Origin of the sequence: Rhizobium sp. NPDC090279, from assembly GCF_044769665.1 — a bacterium.
In the GTDB taxonomy this organism is placed as follows: domain Bacteria; phylum Pseudomonadota; class Alphaproteobacteria; order Rhizobiales; family Rhizobiaceae; genus Rhizobium.
On the sequence record NZ_JBIVYI010000029.1, the window covers coordinates 1 to 11,691 of the forward strand.

8 protein-coding genes and 3 pseudogenes are annotated in these 11,691 nt (G+C 57.1%); 2 read left to right on the forward strand and 9 right to left on the reverse strand.

Going from position 1 to position 11,691, the window contains the following annotated elements; all coding sequences use genetic code 11:
- Nucleotides 1-111: 111 nt before the first annotated feature.
- From ACIQWP_RS31380 to ACIQWP_RS31395, 4 genes and pseudogenes are all read right to left on the reverse strand, one after another.
- Nucleotides 112-342, reverse strand: coding sequence for an integrase core domain-containing protein (locus ACIQWP_RS31380; protein WP_402796295.1), 231 nt, complete (start codon nt 340-342; stop codon nt 112-114).
- A gap of 356 nt (nt 343-698) precedes the next feature.
- Nucleotides 699-3,845: an efflux RND transporter permease subunit gene (locus ACIQWP_RS31385; protein ID WP_402796298.1), complete on the reverse strand. Its 3,147-nt coding sequence runs from the start codon at nt 3,843-3,845 to the stop codon at nt 699-701.
- Complete coding sequence (locus ACIQWP_RS31390; RefSeq protein ID WP_402796300.1) at nt 3,842-5,011, reverse strand: efflux RND transporter periplasmic adaptor subunit; 1,170 nt, start codon at nt 5,009-5,011, stop codon at nt 3,842-3,844. The genes ACIQWP_RS31385 and ACIQWP_RS31390 overlap by 4 nt, the downstream gene beginning before the upstream one ends.
- Nucleotides 5,012-5,156: 145 nt before the next feature.
- Nucleotides 5,157-5,285, reverse strand: a pseudogene (locus ACIQWP_RS31395) (GNAT family N-acetyltransferase); the annotation flags it as partial.
- Between the two features lie 146 nt (nt 5,286-5,431).
- Here ACIQWP_RS31395 and ACIQWP_RS31400 point away from each other — a divergent pair.
- Nucleotides 5,432-5,584, forward strand: a pseudogene (locus ACIQWP_RS31400) (PilZ domain-containing protein); the annotation flags it as partial.
- A gap of 84 nt (nt 5,585-5,668) precedes the next feature.
- On the opposite strand, the gene ACIQWP_RS31405 reads toward ACIQWP_RS31400, so the two are convergent.
- The 5 genes and pseudogenes from ACIQWP_RS31405 to ACIQWP_RS31425 all read right to left on the reverse strand — a co-directional run.
- Nucleotides 5,669-6,658, reverse strand: a complete 990-nt coding sequence (locus ACIQWP_RS31405; protein ID WP_402796303.1) for an IS5 family transposase — start codon at nt 6,656-6,658, stop codon at nt 5,669-5,671.
- A gap of 39 nt (nt 6,659-6,697) precedes the next feature.
- On the reverse strand, nt 6,698-6,880 hold the full coding sequence (locus ACIQWP_RS31410) for a hypothetical protein (protein WP_402796305.1): 183 nt from the start codon (nt 6,878-6,880) through the stop codon (nt 6,698-6,700).
- Nucleotides 6,864-7,574 (reverse strand): glycoside hydrolase family 3 C-terminal domain-containing protein, encoded by a 711-nt coding sequence (locus tag ACIQWP_RS31415; protein WP_402796308.1) that lies wholly within the window; start codon nt 7,572-7,574, stop codon nt 6,864-6,866. The genes ACIQWP_RS31410 and ACIQWP_RS31415 overlap by 17 nt, the downstream gene beginning before the upstream one ends.
- The gene (locus ACIQWP_RS31420) at nt 7,571-8,839 is read right to left on the reverse strand and encodes a glycoside hydrolase family 3 protein (protein WP_402796311.1); all 1,269 of its coding nucleotides are present in this window, start codon (nt 8,837-8,839) and stop codon (nt 7,571-7,573) included. Before ACIQWP_RS31420 ends, ACIQWP_RS31415 begins: the two co-directional genes overlap by 4 nt.
- Nucleotides 8,840-9,257: 418 nt before the next feature.
- Nucleotides 9,258-9,359, reverse strand: a pseudogene (locus ACIQWP_RS31425) (GNAT family N-acetyltransferase); the annotation flags it as partial.
- Between the two features lie 1,158 nt (nt 9,360-10,517).
- Between ACIQWP_RS31425 and ACIQWP_RS31430 the strand changes: the two are divergent.
- Nucleotides 10,518-11,246, forward strand: a complete 729-nt coding sequence (locus ACIQWP_RS31430; protein WP_402796313.1) for a hypothetical protein — start codon at nt 10,518-10,520, stop codon at nt 11,244-11,246.
- Nucleotides 11,247-11,691: the final 445 nt, after the last annotated feature.

An 11,691-nucleotide genomic window follows, 5' to 3' on the forward strand; every position in this document is an offset into this window, starting at 1 on the left:
TCTTCCGCCTTGTGTCTTTTCGCTGCCATTTCAATGTCCTTCTTCGGCTCATAAGCCATACTTCAAGAAGGATCACTTTTCAGGGGGCAGACCAGAGCTCTTCGGTCGAATTTACACAGCCAGTTTCTCTGCAGGTGTGATGCCACCGATACCCATATTGGGCTGTTCATGTTGTAGGCTCATAGCCATTGCGTGGCGAATTCCCGTACCTCTTCTATGCTTTCGCATGACTTCCCAGTTGAGCCGCTCATGCCAGATTGTACGGTTGTAGCGTTCGGCGCAAGCATTTTGCTGCGGCTTGCCCGGCTGGATTTGGCTCAGGCGATACCTGCTTTTCAGCACATTCCATCAACTTGCCGCTGACATATTCGGGCCGTTGTGACTCGTATGGCCAACGGTTTGCCGCGCCACTCGATGATCTGGTTGAGCTAAAAGACGTAACTCTCCTGATGTCGCGCCTCCTTCTGCTCATTGAACTGTCATCCCAATTCGAATTCTTCTGTTATTCCGTGATTGAACTATTTATCGAGATCATTGGATAGGGCGGCCTTTAGCCGTTCGAGATACGCAGTAGCTTGCGCGAGCTCGTTCACCCGTTGGTCCAATTCGCCTTCGACCGCTTCGTTATCAGCCCTCTCCTTCGGTGAAGTGACAGTATTGCTGTTTGCGTGAATCATCATACTGTCCCCCCTGCACAGCTAGGAACGGCTGGCGGCGGCGGCAGTCTTCCGTGCGCTCGTTCCTGGCCGCCTTAGCTTGCCGAGCAGCAAATAGATGACCGGTGTCGTATAAAGGGTGAGTAGCTGACTTACCAAAAGGCCGCCGACGATGGCGTAACCCAGTGGTTGGCGCAGCTCTGAGCCAGAGCCATGGCCGATCGCCAGGGGCAAACCACCCAAAAGGGCTGCCATTGTAGTCATCAGGATCGGACGAAAGCGCATGTGCGCTGCCTTGACGATCGCAGCCTCAGCGCTCAGCCCCTCCTCCTTCTCCGCCTGGATAGCGAAGTCGACAAGCATGATGCCGTTCTTCTTCACGATGCCAATCAGCAGAATGACGCCAATCATCGCAACGAGCCCGAAATCGAAGCCCGCAAGTTCCAGCGCAAGAAGTGCGCCGAGGCCCGCGGAAGGCAAAGTGGAGAGAATGGTTAGCGGATGAACCAGGCTCTCGTAGAGGACACCAAGAATAATGTAGACGACAACAAGGGAGGCAAGGATAAGCAGCGGCACGGTTGCCAGCGAATCCTGGAAGGCCTTGGCGCTTCCGGAAAAACTCGCCTGCAGCGACGCGGGAGGGTGCATCGTGCTCACGGTGTTTTCAATCGTACTCGTTGCCTGGCCGAGCGCGACGGATGAAGCAAGGTTGAAGGAAATGGTGACGGCCGGCGACTGGCCCTGGTGTGAGATCGACACTGGCGAGACACCATCCGTTGTCCACTTGGCGACGACAGAAAGCGGGACGAGCGTTCCGTTGCTCGCCCTGACCGACAAGCGATCCAGCGTCGCAATGTCTCGCTGCAGGTTTGGCAGTACCTCCAGAATGACATGGAAGGTGTCGGCCTGCGTGGAATATGATGCGACCTGGCGCTGGCCGAAGGCGTCATACAATGTTTCATCGATGGTGGATGGCAGCACTCCGTATAAAGTTGCCGCAGCGCGATCGATCCGGATGGCGAGGTTTGGGGCCTCGGCCTGCTGGTCGCTGCCAACATCGCGCAGTTCGGGTAGCGCCTGCAACTTCGTCGTGATCTTCGCCGACCATTCCGAAAGCTCAGCGATGTTCCCATCCTGAAGCGTATATTGATACTGTGTCTTGGCCGGGCGCGCGCCGATGTTGATGTCCTGAGCGGACTGCATGAACAGCTTGATGCCTTGCTGTGCGTTCAAGGCCTCGCCGAGGCGCTGAATGACATTCTGTGCCGTGGCGTTGCGCTCGGAGAGGGGTTTTAGCGTGATGTTGACGTGTCCCTGATTGAGGGCGTTGCCGCCATTGCCGCCACCAATATCCATGAAGACGCTATAGACGGCGGGGTCGCGAAGAATAATCGTGCTGACCCGCTCCTGAAGCTTTGCCATCTCGCTGAAGGATATATCAGGCGACGCCTGCGACAGACCCGCGATAAAGCCGGTGTCCTGCTCCGGAAAGAAGCCTTTCGGCGCAGTTGCAAACAGATAGCCTGTCAAGACAACCGTGCCGAGGAAAATTAGAAGCGTCAGGTAGCGATGGCGGATGACCGGCGTGAGGCTTCGGGCGTAGAGGGATAAAAGCCAGTCGAAAAATGCTTCGCCGGTACGATAGAAACGACCGCGCTGCTCCACGGGTATCGCGCGAATAAAGCGTGATGCCAGCATGGGGGTGAGAGTCAGCGACACGAATGCCGAGATTGCGATGGCGATCGTCAGCGTGACGGCAAACTCACGAAACAGCCGCCCGACAATCCCCCCCATCAGCAGAACAGGGATCAGAACCGCAATCAGCGAAAGGCTGATAGAGATAATGGTAAAGCCGATTTCGCCCGCACCCCTGCGAGCAGCCTGTAGGGCCGGCATTCCCTCCTCGATATGACGGCTGATATTTTCCAGCATGACGATCGCGTCGTCGACGACAAACCCTACCGCGACGACAAGAGCCATCAGCGACAGATTGTCGAGGCTGAAGCCGAGGGCCCACATCGGAGCAAGCGCACCGGCGAGCGCAATCGGCAGCGTAAGCACGGGGATGATGGTCGCGCGAATGCTGCGCAGAAACAGGAAGATTACCAGAACCACAAGGCCGATAGTCAGCACCAGGGTAAACTGCACATCAGTGACCGAAGCTCTGATTGTCGTCGTACGATCGGTGACCAGCTCCAGCTTGATCGACCTCGGCAAGGATGCCTGCAATGCTGGCAATTGCGATTTGACGGCATCGACCACGGCAATGACATTGGCGCCAGGCTGACGGAAGACATCGAGCGCGATACCGCGTTTGCCATTCGTCCAATGCGCCATCTTCGCATCTTCCGCGCCGTCTACCGCCTGACCAATATCGCGGATGCGAACTGGTCCGCCGTTGCGGTAGGCGATGACGGTGTCATTCCATTCCGAGCTACTTGCGATCTGGTCATTGGTATAGATCGGAAAGGTTCGCGTCGGATCGTCGATATTGCCCTTGGGGGCGCTGAGGCTGAGATTGCCAATCGCCGAGCGTACGTCTTCCAGCGTGACATCCGCCTGTGCCAATCGGCCAGGATCGACTGCTATCCGGATTGCAGGCTTTTGCTTTCCGCCGATGTTTACGTAGGCAACACCTGACACCTGACCGATCTTGGTTGCCACGTTACGTTCGATATATTCGTCAAGTTCAGGCAAGTTCAGGCTGTCCGAGCTTGCCGAGAGTTGCATGATAGGGGCATCGGCCGGATTGACTTTCCTCACGGTCGGGAGCGACGGCATGTCCTTGGGCAGCTGGCCGGAGGCCTCGCTGATCGCGGTCTGCACATCGCTTGCTGCCGTCTGAATATCCTCATCCAGAGCGAACTGAACCGTTATCGATGCTGTTCCGAGCGAACTCGTCGAGGTCATCTCAGTGATGCCGCTGACGCGCGACAGAGCCTCCTCGATCGGCTGTGCGACACTTGACGCCATTGTATCAGGGGACGCACCAGGCAGGCTCGCAGCGATTTGGACTGTCGGAAAGTCGATTTGCGGGAGGGCCGATACGGCCATTAGGGGATAGCAGATTGTCCCAACGAGGAATATGCCGATCATGATCAGCCCGGTTGCAACAGGATGATCGATGAAAAAGTCAAAGAAATTCGAATTGTCCGGCTGCCCGCGGTCGTCTCCTTGAGTAGCCTTCATTGGGAAACCTTTTCGGCAAGCTCACCGGTTGGCGATCCGCTCCAGGGCGTAACCTCGACCTTGACTCCGTCACCGATCCGCGACTGTCCGTCCATGACGACCTGATCGCCCGCACTTATGCCTTCGCTTACCAAAGCCATTGCGTCGGTCACGAAGGCTGTCTTGACGCTCCGCTTGATCACCTTTCCATCTGCCCCGACGACATAGGCATAAAGACCGTCACGCCCACGGGCCAGCGCCTTGTCCGGCACCACGACGCCCTTGCGGATCTCGACGGTCAATCTCGTCGCCACCGGAAGACCGGGCCATAGAATCCCGTCCTTGTTATCGAACGTGGCGCGTAGATGGATAGAGCCATTCGATGCATCGACAGCATTGTCCATGATCGTCAACTTGCCAGCAGTCAGCTTGTGCGAGCCGTCCGTGGTCGAGAGCTCGACCTCGGCAATGCCATCCTTCAACGCCTCACGGATTCCTCCGAACCGATCGCCTGGGGCAACGAATGAAACGCCGATCGGGTCCATCTGCGTGATCGTGACGATGCCGTTCGTCGAACTCGCGCTGATGACGCTGCCGATGTCGACCTGTTTGAAGCCGGTGCGGCCGGTAAAGGGTGCAATGACGGTCGCAAAGCTGAGCTGGGTTTCGGCATTGTTTATGAGAGCATCATCATACTGCACGGCAGCGGCAAATTGCTGGTTTGAAGCGTTCTTCTGCTCCAAAACTGACGCAGAGGCCACACCTTTTTCCGCCAGAGTTGCATATCGCTCGGCATCCGCCTTGGCGCTTTGCAATTGCGCTTCATCCTGCGCCTTCTTGGCTTTGGCCGATGCCAGGTTCGCGAGAAGCTCGCGATCGTCGAGCCGCAGAAGCACGCTACCCTTTTCGACCGTTTGCCCCTCGGCAAAAGGAATATCCACTACCTCGCCATCGACGCGCGGCCGTACTGTGACAGACTGCAACGGTGCCACGGTGCCAATTCCATTGATGACCCGATGGATAGTTTCGATTTGTGCTTTGACAGCCGTGACGGGGATGGTGGTGGGTAATCGGTCCTGCGCATATGCCTCCCGATATTGAAGGCACCAGGAAATCGACAGTATGGCAGCAAGAACGTTTGCAAAATCAATGTATCCGTAACGCCGCTCAGTGAATATCGTGGCCATGACTTTCCGCTCCGTGGTGCAGCATATGAACGCGAAGGAGCGTCATTGGTTCGGCGGCCATGGCATTGATCCGTATTTTTTGGCCTTCTCCAACGCTTGAGCTCTGCGTGATGAGAGCAGAACGCTAAAATTCTCATGTCAGCGACGCAGTGGGATTTTCGGCGCTGACCGCGAGTTCCAGCTGCAAAATTCCCTTGTCCCTTGCAAAACCGGCGACCGCGTCCAGAAGATCTATGGCAAAACCTGTTCCGCGAAACCTCGCACTTAGGTAAACACGATCTCGGTGCCTCGGCATCGAGCCGTTACCATAACAAGTCCTGAGGCTCACTCCGATTTGGATTTTGCGCCGGCGACTTGCGGAAGCATTGTATGCGCGGCCCAATCATCAAAGGGCGGCAATTTGGTCGTTTGCAAATTATTACCGACGACCTGGGGACGCTTCACGGTATTGTTCGTTGGAGTGACAATGGTCGCTTTGGTATTGTCTTCGATCCAAATTCCAATTCCAGGGCGCAGGTGGCCTGTTATTTTCGCTTCTTTCACAAGGAAGTGAAGCCGGTCCTGTCGCGCTGACAATATCGACCGGCGGCGATATTACTGTCTTCAGCGTTGGTGCATGGGTCGCAGAGGAACGGAATTCGATCTTTGACGCTGTATCTATGGCGCTGCTGTCTTGCATCGGACGGATTTCGGGCGTGCGCATGCTGGCATGCGATTGAGAACCGCGCAACCGACAGCGACCTCGGTCTGTTGCGCGCCGAATGAGCGTGCCCTCAGTCGAGGTCTGACGATCAATTTGTATCGGCCGATGGCGGTCTCGACGAGCGAACGCGTGCCGTAGCCGGTCGTCGCTTGCCAACACATTCGGCCGTTCGCCTTGATCGCCGCGATATGGCGCTCTCGCTGGCTGGCAATCCCTGTATCCGGGCGGTCGATCGCATTGGATCGAGGTGGAATGACGACGGCAGCATCGGCGCTGTGCCGACTGACGGCATCGTAGGTGGGGTCGCCGTCATAGGCGCCATCGGCCGTGAACTGATGAATCGGGTTATCGATCTGATCGAGCAGAAGTTCCACCTGTGAGGCATCGCCGGCATTCTGGTCGGTCATGGCGTGAGCGACGATTTCGCTGCTGTCGGCGTCCAGCGCCAGGTGCAATTTGCGCCAGCCTCGGCGGGATTTTGGCACCGTGCTTCTCCTCCAGCCACTGGCGGCACCGCAGACTTCAAGCCCTGTGCTGTCGATGAGGACGTGAACAGGTCCCGTTCTCGGAACGCTGCGACCATTGGGTCTATTGGCCGATCGCCATGTCCGTGCCCGTCGGCTCATTGTCGTGTAATCGGGCACGGGGAGATCCAAAGCCATCAGTGTCAGAACCGATGTCAGCAAGCCCTCCGTCTGGCGCAGCCGCAGACCGAACACCAGTCCGAGCGTCCGGGCGGTCTCTATCGCCAAATCGGAATAGCGCGGCTGCCCGCCTCGCGCTCTTCGCTTCGGCACCTGCCACCATGATAGCGCTTCTGCCGTCACCCACAGTGCCAGGCTGCCCCACCGGCGAAGACCGGCTTCGTATTCCGGCCAGTTTGTCACCTTGAACTTCATCTTACCGATACGATGGCGGCGGCCGGCATTGTGTTTGAATGGCATGATGGGAAAGCTGGGCTGTTTCGATCAAAGTCGCTTATCTCAGCACCCATAAACGATCTGTGCACCAACGCCCTTCTCATGAGCAATATTGAAATCGTCATGGTTCGGCTCCTCTTCCTTCAATGACGAGACATCATACTCGATGTCGTCTGAAGGGCAGCCCATCCCATAATCAACAGCCACCCCTTTATATTCCTCTTCCTCGTCAGTAAGTTTGGCCATAGCCTAGCGGATATAGCGGATATAGCGGATGAAGCGTGTCGTGTGGGACGTCCGATTTTTGCGCTAGCACTTCGGCCATCAGGGAAGGAAGCTCGAAAGGCAGCTTGCCCTCCGCCTTCTGCTTTCCTTCGATCACATCGAACAACGCCTCGTCGCTGGCGCCGAAATTGCCGAGAATGGCGCCAGCCCGGTCACGGATGCCGGTGAGGATCGCCGGGCGCGCCAGATAGACGGTGGTGATGGTCGGAGCCTCTTTAGCTACATTTTTGAAGGCTTCGAAATCGGCGTTGCCATCCTTGAAATCGAGGTCGCCTTCTTGATGGCGTGAGCCGAAGAAATAGTTCATGTGCAGCTGCTGATAGGGTGCATTCAGGCGCACCAGCGCAAAGTCAGCCTCGCGGGCGGTCATAACGACTGTAAAGCCGCGCGCGGATGCCACCTTCGGATCGACGCCATAGAGGAACACCTTCTTGCCGTTCTTCACCGGCAGAAGCTTGGCCTTGTTGTCGAGCAGCACCATGGCGCGGGCCTGCGCGGCGGTTGCCTCGGCTGAGAATGTCGGATTGCCGACGATCGTGCGGGCCTTTTGCGGATCGACATAAGGGTTCTCGAACAGGCCCTGTTCGAACTTCTGGATCAGGATCCGGGTTGCGGATTGATCGAGGCGCTCCTCGCTGATCTTCTTCTCCTTCACCGCTCCCACCAGAAGATCCGAGGAGGTACGCCGCCGAACTGGTCGACGCCGGCATTGACTGCCTTGGCGAAGCGATCGACGCGGCTCAGATCCTCGACGCCCCACGGCATGCCGAAGGTTTCCTCGTTCAGGGTCGGTTTCACGCCCGGCTTCTCGCCGTCCAGGCAGGCGTCCTTGCAGTCATTGCTGATCAGCCAGTCACTGAGGACGACGCCATCGAAGCCGTAATGTCCGCGCAGGAGGTCGGTCAAAAGCTGCTTGCTGTATCCCGCGCCTACCGGCTCCAGCGGCTTGCCGTCGATGGTGACGCCATCAAGGAGCGAATAGGTCGGCATGATGCCGCCCACTTTGGCCTTGAAGGCTCCTTCGAAGGGGACCAGATGCTTGGCGAAATTACTGCCGGGGAAAGTCGCATGCCGGCCATAGGCATTGTGGCTGTCGTAACCGTCCTTGGCCGCGCCGTAGCCGACCCAGTGCTTGGCGACCGCCACGACGCTGTCCCGATTGATACCGTCCTCGCCATTATGGAAACCGGCGACATAGGCTTCGGCCATGGTCTTGGCAATCTGCGCATCCTCACCGAAGGTGCCGTTGATGTGCGGCCAGCGGGGTTCGCTCGCAAGGTCGATCTGGGGAAACAGTGCCTCCTGAATGCCGACCGCGCGATATTCCTGGCGGGCGATGTCGCCAAACCGCCGCACGAGCGCAGCATCGCCAATGGCCGCAAACCCCAGCGTTTCCGGCCACTTGGAGAAGGCGCCGGACGCCACGCTGGCGCCGAGCACGAACTGGAAGTGATTGCGCGGGTCGGTGCTGATCGTCGCCGGAATGCCGAGACGGCCGGCCTCGGCGATCTCCCGCAGCTTGTTGTTCTCTCCGGCCAGAACGGCGGGATCGCCACCAAGCCGGGTGATGAAGGTAACGACCTTGCGCCGGTCGATCATGTCCTGGGCTCGGTCGAGATCATACTCGGAGCCGACGCCCATGCCGGCGCCAGCACCGATGGATGGCGCGGTGCCATGCATCATCAGGCCGGCCTTTTCCTCGAGTGTCATCTGCCTGACGAGATCGGCGGCGCGCTTGGCAGCTGGCAGGCGCCAGTCCTCGTAAGGATCGAGCTTGCCGTTGCGATTGAGGTCCTTGAACGAAAGCCCGTCCGACACCAGCATCTTGACCACATGGGCCGAGAGCGCCGGCTGCTCCGCCCCATGAGCCGTAAAGGCAATCGATGACCCGATAGCGCAAATGGCGATGAATTGTTTCACTATCTCTCACTTGCGAATTTCTTTGTCGCGCTACCGTTGGAAAGGGCCCAATCTCGGCATTCGGAAATATGTCGCAGTAATGTTTGCCTCTGCCAGCCATAGGCAAAGGAGGCTGCAGCCAAACGCTCCAGCTCCTTCATGATCAGACGATTCCGTTTGTCTCATCAATGATGTGGTTCTTCAGGATAGCCAAATTTTCGATATCCAGCTTTCGCTCTTCATCGATAATTCTTTGCCTTGCGGCCATGCCCAGTTCCCTTTCCTTACGGGGAAACTGTCCGCGATTTTCCTTGTCTCACCCTGGGGGTGCACTCCACTATTTCTCCCTGATAAGTTTGCCGTTGCCCTGTGGTTCCTCCGGGCTCCGCACGCTAACAGGCGAAGCTTTCAACCAGCTTTCATCAAGGAGCCTTGCCCCTCATCCAATCAACCGCCAAACCATGATAACGTCGTCAATTTCTCTGTCGCCATCCAACAACCCGCCGGGGATCCTCCCGACTTCGGAAAACCGTTTCCGGCGGCGTTGATGATGTAGACGCCCGCGACCGCCGGTGAGTGTGACCCTTTGCTTCGCCGCATAATGTGCAAAGTCGAGCTTAGAGCTGCAGCGTTCCATTATATCCAATCTGCGAAGTAGAATACGAAAAGCGCATAAAATTGCGGTCGTGGCAGAGGTTGTTGGGGAGGAAGGTTGCGGAACCATTGCTCGCTGCTGGCATTTTGGCACAAAAGGCAATTGTGCTAGGGCAGGCCATGATGGCCCTACCAAGCCGACGCAAAGCAGTGGCCGTCCATCAGCAGCCCCCGCGATGGTGGACGGCCATTGTGCGACTATAGGTGAAATAAGTGTTGCGGCCCCACTCATTTCCAGTTGCGGTGGTTTTCCGCCGGGTCACGGTCAGCTCACATCAGGATGAAAACTCAGCCATTGTGACCGCGTTCTACACTATGAGGCCGTTGGCGCGTGAGTGTTTTCCAGTTACCTGGCAACTTTATGCAGCTGCAGACGAACCCTATTCGGTTTAAGCTTTGGCAAAGTCGCCCTGAAAATAATTCATGGCTTGCCGGGCAACGGCTCGGATAGCTCTTGCGCTTCTTTTTCTCAGGCTTTTCATCTTTGATATAGGGCAAGCGACCGATACTGTGGCGCTGCAGCAGCAGAAGGCAATGATAGTCATCGTTTGCGGCCGACAAGCATATCCATAAACCGAGCCGTTGTCCGATTAGCGCAGGAAAGATCGCAATCCTCCGGCATCAGAAAACTTTGTTAACCCCTTCGGTCGGTAAATGAATGCGTGACGTGGAGATCGCTCTGTCAGCCTTGAGCGAGAGAGATCGCATATGCGTTTACATGCGAGCAATGCTTGCGCTCGATGGAATGATTCGATCGGCACTTAAAGATGACCGCTGCAACGACCAGAGAGTAAACTTTGCCTTGCGTATCACTTGGCACGCGAGCTTGCCGAGATGAGTGATGAATGTTCAGGGATTGGCGCAGTCGCTTGGCTGGCCTCCCCATCGTTTCGTCAATTTTCAAGCTGGTTGAAACCTAGCAGTTTGTCTTTCGGATAGCCGCCACGCGTGGCCTTCGAATGGCCATGCAAACCGCAACATCCATGGCACCGAGTGCCGCGACTACAGGATTATCTCGAGCACCGTATCCACCCAGGGGTAAAAAATGTTTTCGATATCACATGCCAAGGTGGGCGCAAAACTCGCCGTCTCCTCAGGCATTGGTCTGCTTTTGATTGTGGGGATGATCATCGATCAGCAGATCAGCAACGCCGAAATCGCGACCGCGACTGAGGTCGCCGCGCGGGAACAAGCGATCCTCAACGGCATTCTGAATGCGGAACTTGCATTCTCGCATATGCAACTCTCCGCAAGCGCTATCGATCTGGTGGGGACCGAGAAAGACGCCGAGGCGGCACTAGCTCAGATTCAGGATGCCAGCCAGAGCGGGACCAACGGACTTGAAAAGCCGATCAGTATTGTCATGAAGCCGGATGTGCTGAAGGACATCGAAGCCTACGTCGCAATTATCAACCAGCAAATGGAGGCAATTGCCAAATCGTCGCGGGGACAGTCGGTTGGCCTCTCCGAGGTGAACAGCGCTGTTAATGATATGGATCAGGTGACGCAGCAGAACGCAGCGATGGTGGAAGAAACAACGGCTGCCAGTTCCTCTCTTGCCAACGAAGCGGCAAATCTTCAGTGCATGGTGGCGAAATTCAAACTGGGGTCTTCAAAGGAAATCGAAACTCCTGGCTACAACTCAGGTGTCAGGGAGGCTTCGGCGGCGTCATTACCCATGAGCTCGCCCGCGCGCAATCTTGGTCGCCGGGTCGCTTCGGCCTTCGGCGGAGCGGGCGTAGCCGTCCAAAGGGAGAATTGGTCGGAGTTCTGATTGGGATCCCATCGGCATGCTCGGTATTTCCGGAAGACCGCGGTGTCCACAAGCCACCGAGGCGGAGCCTGGCTCATGTTCTCTGTGCCGCCAGCGACGGCGGCATGGCCATCGGGTGGTGGCTGAGATCTCAAAGCGCCGCAGCGATGACAGCCTTAGCGTCTGGGCCGCGCAAAGAGTTGGTCATCCCGATGGTGACAGAGATCGAAAATCCACCGTGGATGGCGGCCTGCCCGTCGGATTGGTCCTTTTGCGGGGTGGGATGATGCTGTGCTTACCCATTATTTTCCTTGACGCGTTGAACGTCCCCTCGATGACCGACGGTAAGCAGCTTGGATAAGCAGAAGCTCATACTAACGAGCGCGATTTCGGACTCTTTGCGGCTTTCCAAAACGGCGCGAATCTGAATCCATGTTGCAAACTGGAGGTTTGCCGTGGGTTCAGC

What these genes read in the sequence shown, in the direction of transcription:
- ACIQWP_RS31390 (WP_402796300.1), bottom strand. Translation starts at nt 5,011, where the DNA reads ATGGCCACGATATTCACTGAGCGGCGTTACGGATACATTGATTTTGCA.
- ACIQWP_RS31405 (WP_402796303.1), bottom strand. Translation starts at nt 6,658, where the DNA reads ATGCCATTCAAACACAATGCCGGCCGCCGCCATCGTATCGGTAAGATG.
- ACIQWP_RS31430 (WP_402796313.1), top strand. Translation starts at nt 10,518, where the DNA reads ATGTTTTCGATATCACATGCCAAGGTGGGCGCAAAACTCGCCGTCTCC.
- ACIQWP_RS31410 (WP_402796305.1), bottom strand. Translation starts at nt 6,880, where the DNA reads ATGGCCAAACTTACTGACGAGGAAGAGGAATATAAAGGGGTGGCTGTT.
- ACIQWP_RS31385 (WP_402796298.1), bottom strand. Translation starts at nt 3,845, where the DNA reads ATGAAGGCTACTCAAGGAGACGACCGCGGGCAGCCGGACAATTCGAAT.